Here is a 14,418-nt window from a genome sequence, read left to right on the forward strand (position 1 = left end):
TCCTGCCCCTCTGCTACCTGTCCCCCGTGCTGCATGAGGGCCATGGCCTTGTCAAGAAACCGCCCCCCGGTCAGTGGCCTGCTCCAGCGGGTAGCGCGCCAGTTCACGGTAGCGCGGCCCTTTGGGGGAAGGCAGGCTTTCCCACAGAACCATCTCACGCACGGGCCACGGGCCTGCGGTAAAGCCGGTGCCCGCCGCCACCGCGCGCTCCAGCCGCATTTGGGTTTCAGGATCGAGGCGGGCGAACCGGCCCAGGGTGACATGCGGGACAAAACGCCGTGCGGGCACGTCGATCCCCGCCCGCCGCGCCGCCTGTTCGGCCTTGGCCTGCAGACGGATGAGCGTGTCGGACGGCGCGACCCCGGCCCAGACCGCCCTCGGCTTCTCGCCGCCAAAGAGGCCAAGCCCGGCAAGGGACAGATCGAATGCCGGCATGCGCAGAGCGGACAGCGCCTCGTCCAGCGCCGGGGCAGTGCCGGGCGTCAGATCGCCCAGGAATACCAGCGTCAGGTGAAACGTCTCGGGCGCCAGAGACTGCTGCAGCGGAAGCAGGAACTGCTGCACCACCAGTGCCGAGCGGAGATGGTCTGGCGGATCAAGCCCAAGAAATGCGCGCATTGCCGCTACCCCTGCCTGAACTGCCGGTTTCTGCCGCAAAATATGGTCTGATCTGGTGCAGGAATGGAACTCCTGAGTTCCTTTTCGGGGACGGGCTGCCTATCTTGTCTCTCATGTCACAGGATATGTTAGTCTGGAAGGATCATACCCCCGAAGAACAGGGGGAAAAGGGAATGATTGACGCTGTGGGCAGACAGGATCCTCTTCCGGCCGTGACCGCCCCGCCCGCGCTTCGTACGCAATATGCGGCGCTGTGCTGGCGGCTGCACCGCGGACGGCCCGAAATCCTGCTGATCACCAGCCGCGACACCGGGCGTTGGGTGATCCCCAAAGGCTGGCCCATGGCCGAACGCAGCCCCTCCGAAGCGGCCAGCCGCGAGGCGTGGGAGGAAGCCGGGGTCGAGGGCCATGCGGCGGAAGCCGCGCTCGGCCAGTTCCACTATGACAAGGTGCTGCGCCGTGCCCCCGCCCATCCCTGCCGGGTGGAGGTTTTTGCGCTGCAGGTGCAGGCCCTGACCGACCAATATCCCGAACATGGCCAGCGCCGGCGCAAATGGTTCAGCCCGGAAAAGGCTGCGCGCAAGGTGGCCGAACCCGAACTGCGGGAGTTGATCCTGTCCTTCCGGCCCGATGCCGCGGTGCCGGCGTCCGGCTGATCCTGCCTGTGGCCTTGAGACCTTCGGCCGGAAAGACTAGCTTTGGCAGATCGCGGCCCGCAGGGTGCCGGGCCGGATGGGTTTGAAATGATCCGCTATACGCTCAAATGCGGGGCCGGGCATGGCTTCGACAGCTGGTTCGCCGATGCGGCGGCCTATGAGGCCCTGGCCCGCGCCGGTCAGCTGGCCTGTCCGGTCTGCGGCCAGACATCGGTGGAAAAGGCGCTGATGGCACCGGCGGTGGCACAGCCGCGCAGCCGTTCTGCCGAGGCTGAGGCGCCCGCGCCCGATCTGCGCGCGCCCGGTTCGGATCTGGAGGCGAAGCTGGCTGCCTTGCGGCAGCATGTCGAGGCGAATTCCGAATATGTTGGCGTGAATTTCGTGGCCGAAGCCCGGCGCATGCACGAGGGCGAGGCGCCGGAAAGGTCGATCCATGGCGAGGCGAAGCCGGAAGAGGCGCGCAAGCTCTTGGAAGACGGTATCCCCGTCGCCCCCCTGCCCTTTCTGCCCGGGCGCAAGGCGAATTAGAACGGCGGGCGGCTTACCGATGCCCGTTGCGGCCTTCGTGCCAAATCGCGGATCGTGGCGTTCCGAGGACAAGCCGCAGGCGCAGGACGCACACCATACCGCGACGATTGCCGGGGCGGTCAGTAGATATAGCGGATCTGTTCGGTCCAGAACCGTTCCATCCGTTTCAGCGCGGTGTTGATCTCGTCAATGCCGTTGATATCGACGAACCCGCGCTTTTCGATCCCCTCGGCATGGCGCGCGAACAGATCGGACAGCTGCGCCCGCACGCGGCGCCCCTTTTCCGTCAGCCGCACCCGCACCGACCTTCGGTCCACCTCTGACCTCTGGTGGTGCATATAGCCCAGATCGACCAGCTTTTTCAGGTTATAACTGACGTTCGACCCCTGATAATAGCCGCGCGTCTTCAGCTCACCGGCGGTGACCTCATTCTCACCGATATTGAACAGCAGAAGCGCCTGAACCGAGTTGATCTCAAGGATCTGAAGCCGTTCGAATTCGTCCTTGATCACGTCAAGCAGCAATCGGTGCAGGCGTTCTACCAGCGCCAGATTGTCGAGATAGCAGGAGAGGAACGCTTTCTGCGATCCATCGAGAAGAGGTTGATGGAGGGACATGGCTTTCTCCGCCGCCTTGGATATCGGGGACAGATTCGGCACAAAGCGCAAACATTCCGTAAACTCGTGCGAAAATCGACGCGATTTTGACGCAAAACTTGCAACAGGGTTAATGCCCCGCACACCTGTGCCGGACCGCCGTTCCGGCACAGCTTTGCGCCCCGCCGTCGCGCTGCACTTGCGCGCGGGACGAACCCCGATCCCTGCCACCCGAAGGGGGGGCGGGGCTCAGGGGGCAATCCCGACGCGGATCATCTCTCCCGCCGGATTGCGGGCATGCGCGAATGCGGGCCCGGCGTCAGCTTCCGGCCAGCCGCGACCGGGCGAAGACGGCGATTTCGTCCAGCAGCGGGCGCAGGTTTTCAGGTGGGGTCGCGGTGCCCAGAAGCCAGGCCATCAGGTCCTGATCGTTCTCTTCCAGCAGACTGTCGTAAAGATCCAGCGCAGGCTCATCCATCGCCGCCAGCCGGGCGTCGGCCCAGGGGCCAAGGACAATGTCCATCTCCTTGGTACCGCGGCGCCAGCTGCGCATCCGCATCCGTTTCAGCCGCGCTTCCGCGCCCTCACCCGCCGTCGTCATGTCATGCCTCCTGCCGCAGGACCGCCCTGAGCCGCTTTTCCACCGACAGCAGCTCCTGCGCAAGGCCGGCCACCTGCGCGCGCAACCGCACCAGTTCGGCCAGCGCCTCTTCGGCGGCGGGGCTGTGGGCCGGCGGCGCATCCGGGCCATCGACGCCATCCCCTTCCGCCGTCAGAAGCCACGCCAGCGAGACGTTGAGCATCCCGGCCAGCATCTGCAGCCGGTTGCCGCGCGGTTCCGCCAGATCGTCTTCCCACGCCTGCAGCGTGGTCAGGCGCACCCCCAGCCTTGTGGCCAGTTCTTCCTGCGTCAGCCCGGCCGCTTCGCGCGCGCCGGCCAGCCGGTCGCCGAAGGTGGCCACATCCGGGGCGAACCAGTTGTCCAGCGCCCGGGTTTCCTGCATGCCGCTTTCCGCCATCTTGCCTCTCCTTTGTCCGATATCGCTTGCATGAACGGGGGGGCGAGCCTAAGCCCTGCGACCGGAAAAGACAAACAATCGCCGGAGTCTGCCGCCATGGCCTTCCTGTCCGACACGCTTGCCCGCGTGAAACCCTCGCCCACCATCGCCGTGACGACCAAGGCGCAGGCCCTGAAGGCCGAGGGCAAGGATGTCATCGGCCTTGGCGCCGGAGAGCCGGATTTCGACACGCCCGAACACATCCGCAACGCGGCCAAGCGCGCAATCGACGCCGGCAAGACGCGCTATACCGCGGTGGACGGCATCCCCGAGCTGAAGGCGGCGATCTGCGCCAAATTCCTGCGCGAAAACGGGCTGACCTACACGCCCGCGCAGATCACCGTGGGCACCGGCGGCAAGCAGATCCTGTATAATGCGCTGATGGCGACGCTGAACCCCGGTGACGAGGTGATCATCCCCGCGCCCTATTGGGTCAGCTATCCCGACATGGTGCTGCTGGCGGGTGGCACGCCGGTGCCGGTGGTGGCCGGGATCGAGACGAATTTCAAGCTGACCCCGGATCAGCTTGAGGCGGCAATCACGCCGAAGACCAAATGGCTTATCTTCAACTCGCCCTCGAACCCGACCGGCGCGGGCTATACCCGCGATGAGCTGAAGGCCCTGACCGATGTGCTGATGCGGCACCCGCAGGTCTGGATCATGTCGGATGACATGTATGAACATCTGGTCTTCGACGATTTCCAGTTCTGCACCCCGGCGCAGATCGAACCCGGGCTTTATGACCGCACGCTGACCTGCAACGGCACGTCCAAGGCCTATGCGATGACCGGCTGGCGCATCGGCTATGCCGGGGGTCCGGTGGCGCTGATCAAGGCCATGGGGACGATCCAGTCGCAGTCGACCTCGAACCCCTCCTCCGTCAGCCAATATGCCGCGCTGGAGGCGCTGACCGGCCCGCAGGAGTTTCTGGCCGACTGGCGCCGCATCTTTCAGGGCCGCCGCGATCTGGTCGTGTCGATGCTGAATCAGGCCAAGGGCATCAAATGCCCCCGCCCCGAAGGCGCCTTCTACGTCTATCCAGACATTTCCGGCTGCATCGGCAAAGCCACCCCCGGCGGCACCGTCATCACCAATGACGAGGTCTTTGCCACCGCCCTGCTGGAGGAAACCGGCGTGGCCGTGGTCTTTGGCGCCGCCTTCGGGCTTTCGCCGAATTTCCGCGTCAGCTACGCTACTTCGGACGAGGTGCTGCACGACGCCTGTTCGCGCATCCAGAAGTTCTGCGCCTCGCTGGTCTGACGACGGGTTTTCAACAAAGGCACAGCATGGCCGACCGGATCACCGCCAACCTGCCCGCCCGCGATCTTGCGGCCACTGCGGCGTTTTACGGTCGGCTGGGCTTCAGCGAAACCTTCCGCGATGACGGCTGGATGATCCTGACCCGCGGGCCGCTGATGCTGGAATTCTTTCCGCACCCGGAGCTGGACCCGTGGTCCAGCTGGTTTTCCGCCTGCATCCGGGTGGACGACCCCGATGCCCTGCTGGCCGAATGGCGGCAGGCGGGCCTGCCGTCTGACACCACGTCGATCCCGCGGCTGACGGGGTTCTTCAAACCCGGGCAGGCGCCGCGGATGTTCGCACTGGTGGACGAAAACGGCTCGCTCCTGCGGGTGATCGACAACCGCGATGCCGGAGAAACACCTGACCAAGGGGCGCCTGATGTCCGGTGACCTGCCCGACTACTACTTCCGCATCCGCGAGAACGGCGCCGCCGTGTTCAAGGTCGATACCGAGAACCGCCAGCGCCGGATCGAGCTGGAAGAGATCGCCATGGTCAACGTCAAGAACGGCAATATCAAGCCGCATGGCGACCACAAGCTTTCGCCCGAGGATTCGGCCGCCATCAATGGCTGGCTGGCGGACCGGCGCAAACTGCTGGAAAGCCGTGAGGTGGATGACATCCTGCGCGCGGTGGACCATCTGAACCTGACGGCCCATTGGGTGCAGACGCGCGCCTCGGAGGCGCAGCTGGATGCGGTGACGGACACGCTCTTGCTGGCGATGCACGACCTGCGGTCGGTTCTGGTGCGCAAGAAGGCCGAACGTCTGATGAAGGGCGATCAGGCGGCAGAGTGACCCGCCGCCTGACCCGTTGGCGTTACGCCAGATCGAAACGGTCGGCGTTCATCACCTTGTTCCATGCGGCGATGAAGTCGGTCAGGAACTTCTCCTTCGCATCGGACTGAGCATAGACCTCGGCCAAGGCCCGCAGTTGCGAGTTCGATCCGAAGACCAGATCGCAGCGCGTGGCGGTCCAGCGCGGCGCGCCGGTGGCGCGGTCCCGCCCCTCGAACAGGCGGTCGCTGCCGCCCACCGGGTGCCAGACCGTGGCCATGTCCAGCAGGTTGACGAAGAAATCATTCGTCAGCCGCCCGGGCCGCTGCGTCAGCACACCATGCGAGGTGCCGCCGTGATTGGCCCCCAGCACCCGCAGCCCGCCGACCAGCACCGTCATTTCCGGCGCGGTCAGCCGCAGAAGCTGCGCACGGTCCACCAGCAGTTCCTCAGCCGAGACCGAGAAGCTTTGCCGCTGCCAGTTGCGGAACCCGTCGGCCTGCGGCTCCAAGGGCGCAAAGCTGGCGGCATCGGTCTGTTCGGCGCTGGCATCGGTGCGGCCCGGCGCGAAGGGCACGGTCACCGCCGTGCCCGCGGCCCGCGCGGCCACTTCGATGGCGGCGGCCCCGCCCAGAACGATCAGATCGGCCAGCGAGACCTTCTTTTCGCCCTGCGCATCGAAGGCGGCCTTCACCCCCTCCAGCACGGACAGCACGCGGGCCAGCTGGTCGGGCTGGTTCACCTCCCAGTCCTTTTGCGGCGCCAGCCGGACCCGCGCCCCATTCGCGCCACCCCGGAAATCCGATCCCCGGAAGGTCGAGGCCGAGGCCCAGGCCGTGGTGACCAGCTCCGCCACCGAAAGCCCAGTGGACAGGATCTGCGCCTTCAGCGCGGCCACATCAGCGGCGTCGATCTGCGGCGCGGTGGCCGCGGGGATCGGGTCCTGCCAGATCAGGTCTTCCTCCGGCACCTCCGGCCCCAGATACAGCACCTTCGGCCCCATATCCCGGTGGGTCAGCTTGAACCACGCGCGGGCAAAGGCATCGGCAAACTGGTCGGGGTTTTCGTAGAACCGGCGCGAGATCGGGCCATAGACCGGGTCGAACCGCAGCGCGAGGTCAGAGGTCAACATCATCGGCACCACCCGCTTTGCCGGATCATGCGCGTCGGGCGCGGTGCCGGTGACGGTGGCATCCTTCGGGCGCCATTGCTGCGCGCCGGCCGGAGAGCGGGTCAGCTCCCATTTATTCTCGAACAGGTTGGTGAAGAAGTGGTTCGACCATTGCGTCGGCGTCTGGGTCCAGACCACCTCCAGCCCGGAGGAGATCGTGTCGCCGCCCTTGCCGCTGGCATGGCGCGAGGCCCAGCCGAAGCCCTGCGCCTCGATCGCCGCACCTTCCGGCTCGGCCCCCACCAGCGCGGCTTCGCCTGCGCCATGGGTCTTGCCGAAGGTATGACCGCCCGCGATCAGCGCCACGGTTTCCTCGTCATCCATCGCCATGCGGCCAAAGGTGTCGCGGATGTCCCGGGCCGAGGCGAGCGGGTCCGGATTGCCGTTCGGCCCCTCGGGGTTCACATAGATCAGACCCATCTGGACCGCGGCCAGCGGATCATCCAGCTTGCGGTCGCCGGTATAGCGGGTGTCGTCCAGCCATTTGGATTCGTCGCCCCAGTAGATATCTTCTTCCGGTTCCCACACATCGGCACGGCCACCGGCAAAGCCGAAGGTCTTGAACCCCATGGATTCCAGCGCGCAATTCCCGGCAAGGATCTGCAGATCGGCCCAGGACAGCGCGCGTCCGTATTTCTGCTTGACGGGCCACAGCAGGCGCCGCGCCTTGTCGAGGTTCACGTTGTCCGGCCAGGAATTCAGCGGCGCGAACCGCATGGTGCCCGACCGCGCGCCGCCCCGCCCGTCCGCCGTGCGGTAGGTGCCCGCCGAATGCCACGCCATACGGATGAAGAATGGCCCGTAATGGCCCCAGTCCGCCGGCCACCAGTCCTGGCTTTCGGTCATCAGCGCGTAGATATCCGCCTTGACCGCGGCCAGATCCAGCCGCCCGAAAGCTTCGGCATAGTCGAACGCACCGCCGAACGGGTCGGACAGGGCCGTGTTCTGGTGCAGGATGCGCAGGTTCAGCTGATTGGGCCACCAGTCGCGGTTGGACCGCCCCTTCATGGTTGTTGCCGGATTCTGCCCGTGCAGGACCGGGCATTTGCCGCCCGGATTTACCGTATTGCCGTCCATCTTCTCCTCCGAAAGCTGGCATGGGGGTCGCAGATCGTGCCGTGGCCTCCGCCCACCCCGGCAATCTGGAATCATTCTTAACTGCCGCCACCGATAATGGTAATTCTATCTTCTGATCGGTTTGATAAGGTCTTCTGATGAAAAACCTGACCCTGCGCCAGTTCCGCTATTTCGAAGCGGTCGCCCGGTTGCGCCACTTCGGCCGCGCGGCCGAGGATTGCGCGGTGACGCAACCCGCCTTGTCCATGCAGATCAAAGAGTTGGAAGAGACGCTTGGCGTGGCGCTTCTGGAACGCACGGCCCGGCAGGTGCAGCTGACCGGCTTTGGCGAGGTGCTTCTGGCCCATGCGCGCAAGGTTCTGCGCGCTGTGGATGAGATCGAATCCATGGCCCGCGCCGCGGCAGGTGACCCGTCCGGGGCGTTGCGGATCGGCGTTATCCCGACGATCGCGCCCTATCTGCTGCCCGCGATCATCGCGCGGCTTCAGGTGCTTTACCCGGATCTCCAGCCCTGGCCGCGGGAAACCATCACCCCGCGCCTGCTGGAGGAGTTGATCGACGGGCGGCTGGATGCGGCGATTCTGGCCCTGCCGGTCAGCGAACCCGCGCTGACCGAGGTTCCGCTGTTCACCGAACGCTTCGTTCTGGTCCGCCCGCTGGCCGATGCCGGCCGGCCCACCCCCTCCCCCCAGAACCTGACCGAAATGCGGTTGCTGCTGCTGGAGGAAGGCCATTGCTTCCGCGATCAGGCCCTGTCTTTCTGCGGTCCCGCCGCGGCCCGTCCGCGGGAGATTCTGGATGGCAGCACGCTGTCCACTTTGGTGCAGATGGTGGGCGCGGGCATCGGCGTGACCCTGATCCCGGAAATGGCGGTGCCGGTCGAAACCCGCTCAGCCCCCGTCGCCATCTCTCGCTTCCGCGACCCGCAGCCCGCCCGCAGCATCGGCATGGTCTGGCGCCGGTCAAACCCGCAGGAGACGCAGCTGCGGCAGATCGCCGGGGTGGTGCGCGCCGCCGGTCTGGCGCTGCGCGATGCCGGCGGTCTGGTCCATCCGCCGGGCTGGCGGCGGGGCTGAGGAAAGGGCTGCCTGTGGCCCATCACGGCCCCGTCACCGCGGAAAGACTTGAAAACATACTTCGGACTTGTCACTTTGAAACAACGGCAATGGTTCGGTTTTGTGTTACACTCTGCCGCAATCACAGTCCGGATCCGGCGGGGAGGGCCGGTCCACCGACTGGTGCCGCACGGAATTTTCCATATACCACTGGGGATTGGGAGGATCGCCATGGTCGACATCATCTCAAGACGGGATGGCCCTCGCCGCGAGGATGAGCGCGCGCGTCGTCTGATCAATGAGAATCGCGCCACGATCACGCATCTGGCCGACAGGCTGACACAGGGGCAATACAGCGCCAACAAGGCGGCCAAAGCGGCGGCGGCCACCGCGCCGCAGCCCGAGGGGAAGCTGATTCACGATCTGGCTCAGGGTGCAGCGCGGGCGGCAGATACCGGCGCGCTGCGGGTGAAGGTCAGCCTGAACAACCGCGTCGTCGCCTATGACGGCGGGTCGGGTCGCCAGCACCATCTTCTGGGCGAGATCCGGCGTCAGGACGGGCTGCGCTATTTCGCGCTGGCCACCCGTGAAAACGGCTTCATGTCCGGCCTGCCCCCCGACATTCTGGCCCCGCTGGAAGAGCTGGACGGCCAGATCATCGACGCCGCCTGCCCCGAAAGCCTGCTGTCGCAGGAAATCTCGGAACGGCTTGGCTATCTGTGACCCGGCCCGTCCCGGGCAGGTGGCCAGCGGCCCCTGCCTCTCCCGCAGTTGCTCTGGCTGCACCACCGAACCAGAGGCACGCAAGCAAGGGTCGCCCCGGCGCACCAGCCGAAAGGGCCCCAGCCGAAAGGGAAGGACGGAATGACCGATCTGCTGACAGGGTTCCACACCAGAACCGGCATGTTCGACGACTGGCTGGACCAGCGGGCGACGATGCGGGCCTGGGAAGACTTCCTCACGTTCCGCGACCCCGCGCGCAGCCAGACTTCGGGCGTGCGGCGCGAGATTCTTGAATCCTGGTCGCGCAGCCTGGCCTCGGGGATCGACGCCACGTCCGAACTGGCACCGCTGGACGAAACCGAGGAGCGGCTGGAGGATGCAAGGGCCAAGAATGCCGAATTGCGGGCGGTCGCACAGCGCCCTTTTGCCAAGATCGGCCCGCTGCTGGCCGAGGCGAATGCACTTCTGATCCTGACCGATGCCGAAGGCACCGTGCTGGACCAGATCGGCGATGCCCGCACCCGTGAGGCGGCGCGCGGCATCCATCTGGTGCGCGGCGGCAAATGGGACGAGGCGGTGATCGGCACCAATGGCATCGGCACCGCCATCCGCACCGGCCGGCCGACGGTGGTGCATGCCTCGGAACATTTCTGCAAGGGAATCAAGACCTGGACCTGTGCCGCGGCCCCGATCCATGATCCGGTGGACGGCCGTCTTGTGGGCGTGGTGGACCTTTCCGGGCCCCCCAGCATCTTTCGCCCGCATAATGTGGCGATGATCTCCGCCGTCGCGCGCGAGATCGAATCGGGTCTGGCCGAACGGCAGGACATGTGCCGCACCCGGCTGCTGGAGGCCTTCCTCGACAGCGGATCGGCCCCGGGCAAGGGCGATGCGGTGGTGATCCTGGACCGGATCGGCCGGGTGATGTATCACCGCACGCCCGCCGGACGTCCGGGCCATGTGGCGGCGGATCTGACGCTGGGCCGCCAGCTGATCCCGCTGTCCGGCACGATGAGCGATCATGAAATCGCCCGCGCCATGCCGCCCCATCTTCAGCCCACCGGCATCAGCCGCCTGCTTCTGGACGGGGCATTCAGCGGCCCCGCACTGGTTCTGCCGCCGCGCGACGGTGCGCCGCGCCGCGGGGCCGAGGCACCCAAATCCCCGCCCGTCCGCATTCCTCCCCGCAGCGGGGCCGAGGGGGATGAGCTTCTGATGATCGGTCAGGCGCCGCGCTTTCTGGAGGCGGTCGATCTGGCCCGCCGGGCAGCGGCGGCGGGTGCCTCGGTCCTGATACAGGGCGAGACGGGGGCCGGGAAAGAGCTGTTCGCCCGGCTGGTGCATGCCGGGGCGCGGCATAAGGGGCGCGGGCCTTTCGTTACCGTCAATTGCGGCGCCATCTCCGCCGATCTGTTCGGCTCGGAACTCTTCGGCCATGTCGCGGGCGCCTTCACCGGCGCGACCCGCGACGGCAAGCCGGGCAAGTTCGAACAGGCCGATGGCGGCGTGCTGTGTCTGGACGAGATCGGGGAAATGCCGCTGGCGCTGCAGCCCTATCTGCTGCGGGTGCTGGAACAACGGGCGGTCTATCGCATCGGCTGTTCCCGCCGCCGGCAGGTGGATGTGCAGCTGGTGGCGATGACCAACCGCGATCTGGGACAGGAGGTGGAGGCCGGGCGCTTCCGCCGCGATCTGTATTACCGCATCGGCACCGTGATGATTGACGTTCCCGCCCTGCGCGAGCGGCCGTCGGACATCCCCGCGCTGGCCGATCATTTCAACCGTCAGGTGGCCGAGCGGCTGGGGCGTGCCCCTCTGCGCCTGTCGGATGAGGCCGTGGAGCGGCTGGAGGCCTACCACTGGCCCGGCAATGTGCGCGAAATGCGCAATCTGATGGAGCGGCTGCATCTGACCGCCGGTCAGGGCATGGTCGGTGCATCGGACCTGCCGCCTGCCTTGCGCCATGCAGCCCCGGCAACCGCCGAGCCGCTGCCCGAACCGGCTGCCGAGGAGGACAGCCCGGCCAGCCTGACCGATATGGAAGCCCGCGCCATCCGCCGGGCGCTGGTGGCCGAGGATGGCAACCTGACCCGGGTGGCAGCGGTTCTGGGCATTTCGCGCCCCACGCTTTACCGCAAGCTGAAAGCCTACGGCATCCGCCGCACCTTCGAATAACCTGCGGAATTTTCGACGAAACTCCGCATCGGCAAATGCCACGCGGGGCGGAGGGAAACCCTCCACCCCGGCGGGAGCGTGCGTGCCCCCAAGGGGGGACGGTCAGGGGCGCGGGGACCACGCTCGGGACAGATGGGCTGCGGGATGACCGCAGCCCTATGGCGTTACTGCCGCCCCAGCCGTTCCGCACCGCCGCCAAGCGCCGGACCGGCCGTCGGGTCCTCATAGCTTTCGGCATGGCCGATCAGCGTTTCGGTCGTCAGGATCAGCGCCGCGACCGAGGCGGCATTGGCCAGTGCCGAACAGGTCACCCGCACCGGATCGACGATCCCCGCCTCGATCATGTTGCGGAAGGTGCCGTTCGCGGCATCGAAGCCGTGGCCGTCGCCGGACCGCACAACCTCGGCAATGACCGAATTCGGATCGCAGCCCGCGTTGATGGCAATGCGCGCCAGGGGCCGGGTCAGGACGGACCGCACGAGGTCCACCCCGGCCCGCACATCGCCCGCGGCCTCTGCCGCGACGGCATCCAGCTCCGGCGCCACATGTGCCAGCGCCGAGCCGCCGCCGGGCACGACGCCCTCTTCCACCGCGGCCTTGATCGCATAGAGCGAATCTTCGATCAGCTGGATCTTGCGCTTCTGTTCCACCGGGGTCAGCCCGCCCGCATGGATCACCGCCGTGCCGCCGGACAGTTTGGCCAGCCGCTCGCGCAGCTTGTCCTGTTCGATGTTGGGCGGGGCCACGTCATATTGCCGCTGCACCTGCAGCCGCCGCGCCGCGATCGCCGCCGGATCGCCCTGCCCCTTGATCACCGTGGTCTGGCTGGCGCTGGCGCGCACCTGCCGCGCCCCGCCCAGCTGGTCGCGGCTGACGGCCTCGATCTTCTTGCCCAGATCGCGGGCCAGAACCTCGCCCCCGGTCAGGATCGCCAGATCGTCCATCTGCGCGCGGCGCCAATGGCCGTATTCCGGCGGATGCACGATCAGATATTTGCCGGGCGGGGCCGCCTCCAGCAGCGTGACCACCACCTCGGGTGAGATTTCTTCGGCCACGATCAGCAGCGGCCGCCCTTCGGCATCGGCGATCGCCCGCGCCCCGTCCAAGGCCGAGGGCACAAGGATCTTCTGATCCGTCAGCAGGATCAGCGGGTTGGCCAGCACGGCCTCCATCTCGTCCTGATCGGTGACCATGTGGTGCGAGATATAGCCGCGTTCGAAGGACATGCCTTCGATGACCTCCAGCGTGGTGTCCACCGTCACGGAGAAGTCCGCGGTGATGATCCCATCCTCGCCCACGCGGGAATGCGCTTCGGCCACGATTTCGCCCAGCCGGGGGTCGGTCGCGGCGATATTGGCCACCGCGCCCAGCAGATGCGGATTGTCCTTCACCGGCACGGCCTGCCGCTTCAGCGCCTGCACCACATGGGCCACGGCCAGTTCGATCCCGCGGCAAAGGTCCACGGCGCGCGCGCCGCGTTCGGCCTGCGTCACGCCCTGCTGGATCATCGCATTGGCCAGCACGATGGCGGTGGTGGTGCCGTCGCCCGCAACCTCGTTCGTCTGCATCGACACTTCGCGGACGACCTGCGCGCCCATGTTCTCAAACCGGTCGGGCAGTTCGATCTCGGTCGCGATGGACACGCCGTCGCGGGTGATAAGCGGCGTGCCGACCGGCCGGTCGATCATCGCGTTCAGGCCCTTCGGCCCCAAAGTCGGCTCGACCGCGGCGGCCAGACGGGCCACGCCGCGGGCCAGCGCCCGGCGGGCATCGTTGCTGTGCAAAAGCATGTTCGGCATCGGATAATCCTCCCTTGTTCCGGCTGCGGGCAGGGCCTGCGCCGGTTTCCTTCATGGTGACGGGGTGGCGGGTCAGCCCGGATGGGCGGGGCTGTCCCGGGGCTCCCGGGGCGGCACACGCCCCAGAATGAAGTCGATCAGCTCGGGCTCCTCTCCCGACCGGTCCACTTCCTTGTAGCGGGTGGCGGCAAGGCCGCGGCACATGGCGCCGTTGAACTCCATGTTGATGCGCAGCGCGCGCAGCCGCATGAGGTGGTCGCCCATTTCCTCGGGCGCGATGGCATCGCCGTGCCATGTCACGAAAGCCGGATCGCCGGGCAGGCAGGCCAGCCCGTCCTCGACCAGAATTTCGCGGTAGCGCGGACGCTGCGCCGCAGCCTCGGGCTGGGTCAGCTTCTGCGCGTCCAGTTCCGCCAGCGTCATGGCGGTGATCTGGCCGTGGGTCCAGCCCATGGCCTTCAGGCCAAGGATCACCGCCTCCTGCCGCCGCAGGAACGCCTTTTCGCGGAAGGTGTCGCGCACCTCGGTCAGATCGGCGCCTTCGGTCAGTTCGGCAAAGACCGTCTCGAAGGGCCGTGCGCCATTGACCGCGTCATTCACCCGGTCGGCAAAGCAATGGTCCATCAGCCGGACCCGCACCCCCCGCACCCAGCCGGGCGCGGCGGCGGCACGGCGAATGCCATCCGCCATCAGGAAGGCGAAATTCGGCGAACACCAGTAGGTCGGCAGGCGGAAGTCGATCTCGACCTCGCCACCGCGGCTGACCTCCAGCCGTTCGACAAAGCCCATGTCGGTGACCGGCTCGTCCAGCTCGGGGTCGGTGACGGCGCCAAGGCGCCGCCACACGTCCCGGGCCCGCGCGCCGTGGATTTGCGGCAGGCCCATG

General features: G+C 66.9%; 15 protein-coding genes. 8 read left to right on the forward strand and 7 right to left on the reverse strand.

Annotation, left to right across the window (positions count from 1 at the left end; all coding sequences use genetic code 11):
- Positions 1 to 51 precede the first annotated feature (51 nt).
- The gene (gene thpR / locus ACO2Q5_RS12815; protein WP_423291605.1) at positions 52 to 618 is read right to left on the reverse strand and encodes an RNA 2',3'-cyclic phosphodiesterase; all 567 of its coding nucleotides are present in this window, start codon (positions 616 to 618) and stop codon (positions 52 to 54) included.
- Positions 619 to 791: 173 nt separating this feature from the next.
- Here thpR and ACO2Q5_RS12820 point away from each other — a divergent pair, with 173 nt between their 5' ends.
- Entirely contained in the window at positions 792 to 1,274 is a 483-nt protein-coding gene (locus ACO2Q5_RS12820; RefSeq protein WP_423291607.1) for an NUDIX hydrolase, read from the forward strand.
- Between the two features lie 87 nt (positions 1,275 to 1,361).
- Positions 1,362 to 1,802, forward strand: a complete 441-nt coding sequence (locus tag ACO2Q5_RS12825; RefSeq protein ID WP_423291609.1) for a DUF1178 family protein — start codon at positions 1,362 to 1,364, stop codon at positions 1,800 to 1,802.
- A gap of 119 nt (positions 1,803 to 1,921) precedes the next feature.
- On the opposite strand, the gene ACO2Q5_RS12830 is transcribed toward ACO2Q5_RS12825, so the two are convergent.
- The 3 genes from ACO2Q5_RS12830 to ACO2Q5_RS12840 all read right to left on the reverse strand — a co-directional run bounded on the left by ACO2Q5_RS12830 (position 1,922) and on the right by ACO2Q5_RS12840 (position 3,417).
- A complete protein-coding gene (locus ACO2Q5_RS12830) occupies positions 1,922 to 2,419 on the reverse strand; it encodes a MarR family winged helix-turn-helix transcriptional regulator (protein ID WP_423291611.1) in 498 nt (165 codons plus the stop codon).
- A 298-nt stretch (positions 2,420 to 2,717) separates the two neighbouring features.
- Positions 2,718 to 2,999: a succinate dehydrogenase assembly factor 2 gene (locus ACO2Q5_RS12835; protein WP_423291613.1), complete on the reverse strand. Its 282-nt coding sequence runs from the start codon at positions 2,997 to 2,999 to the stop codon at positions 2,718 to 2,720.
- A gap of 1 nt (position 3,000) precedes the next feature.
- A complete protein-coding gene (locus ACO2Q5_RS12840) occupies positions 3,001 to 3,417 on the reverse strand; it encodes a helix-turn-helix domain-containing protein (RefSeq protein ID WP_423291615.1) in 417 nt (138 codons plus the stop codon).
- 96 nt (positions 3,418 to 3,513) lie between these two features.
- Between ACO2Q5_RS12840 and ACO2Q5_RS12845 the strand changes: the two genes are divergently transcribed.
- The 3 genes from ACO2Q5_RS12845 to ACO2Q5_RS12855 are packed head-to-tail and all read left to right on the forward strand — an operon-like array spanning position 3,514 to position 5,553.
- On the forward strand, positions 3,514 to 4,716 hold the full coding sequence (locus tag ACO2Q5_RS12845) for a pyridoxal phosphate-dependent aminotransferase (protein WP_423291617.1): 1,203 nt from the start codon (positions 3,514 to 3,516) through the stop codon (positions 4,714 to 4,716).
- Between the two features lie 26 nt (positions 4,717 to 4,742).
- The gene (locus ACO2Q5_RS12850; protein ID WP_423291619.1) at positions 4,743 to 5,147 is read left to right on the forward strand and encodes a bleomycin resistance protein; all 405 of its coding nucleotides are present in this window, start codon (positions 4,743 to 4,745) and stop codon (positions 5,145 to 5,147) included.
- The gene (locus ACO2Q5_RS12855) at positions 5,137 to 5,553 is read left to right on the forward strand and encodes a hypothetical protein (RefSeq protein WP_423291621.1); all 417 of its coding nucleotides are present in this window, start codon (positions 5,137 to 5,139) and stop codon (positions 5,551 to 5,553) included. Before ACO2Q5_RS12850 ends, ACO2Q5_RS12855 begins: the two co-directional genes overlap by 11 nt.
- A gap of 22 nt (positions 5,554 to 5,575) precedes the next feature.
- On the opposite strand, the gene katG is transcribed toward ACO2Q5_RS12855, so the two are convergent.
- Positions 5,576 to 7,780 carry a catalase/peroxidase HPI gene (katG, locus tag ACO2Q5_RS12860; protein WP_423291623.1) on the reverse strand — a complete coding sequence of 735 codons (2,205 nt, stop codon included), beginning with the start codon at positions 7,778 to 7,780 and terminating at the stop codon, positions 5,576 to 5,578.
- Between the two features lie 137 nt (positions 7,781 to 7,917).
- Between katG and ACO2Q5_RS12865 the strand changes: the two genes are divergently transcribed.
- From ACO2Q5_RS12865 to ACO2Q5_RS12875, 3 genes are all read left to right on the forward strand, one after another.
- The gene (locus tag ACO2Q5_RS12865; RefSeq protein WP_423291625.1) at positions 7,918 to 8,856 is read left to right on the forward strand and encodes a LysR substrate-binding domain-containing protein; all 939 of its coding nucleotides are present in this window, start codon (positions 7,918 to 7,920) and stop codon (positions 8,854 to 8,856) included.
- Between the two features lie 210 nt (positions 8,857 to 9,066).
- Positions 9,067 to 9,558, forward strand: coding sequence for a hypothetical protein (locus ACO2Q5_RS12870; RefSeq protein WP_423291627.1), 492 nt, complete (start codon positions 9,067 to 9,069; stop codon positions 9,556 to 9,558).
- 141 nt (positions 9,559 to 9,699) lie between these two features.
- Entirely contained in the window at positions 9,700 to 11,733 is a 2,034-nt protein-coding gene (locus ACO2Q5_RS12875; protein WP_423291629.1) for a sigma-54-dependent Fis family transcriptional regulator, read from the forward strand.
- 164 nt (positions 11,734 to 11,897) lie between these two features.
- On the opposite strand, the gene ACO2Q5_RS12880 is transcribed toward ACO2Q5_RS12875, so the two are convergent.
- Both ACO2Q5_RS12880 and ACO2Q5_RS12885 read right to left on the reverse strand, forming a co-directional pair.
- Entirely contained in the window at positions 11,898 to 13,532 is a 1,635-nt protein-coding gene (locus ACO2Q5_RS12880; RefSeq protein ID WP_423291631.1) for a molecular chaperone GroEL, read from the reverse strand.
- Between the two features lie 72 nt (positions 13,533 to 13,604).
- On the reverse strand, positions 13,605 to 14,417 hold the full coding sequence (locus tag ACO2Q5_RS12885; RefSeq protein WP_423291633.1) for an iron-sulfur cluster assembly protein: 813 nt from the start codon (positions 14,415 to 14,417) through the stop codon (positions 13,605 to 13,607).
- Between the last annotated feature and the right edge of the window lies 1 nt (position 14,418).

Origin of the sequence: Neotabrizicola sp. VNH66, assembly GCF_049445895.1 — a bacterium.
Taxonomy (GTDB): Bacteria; Pseudomonadota; Alphaproteobacteria; order Rhodobacterales; family Rhodobacteraceae; genus Pseudogemmobacter.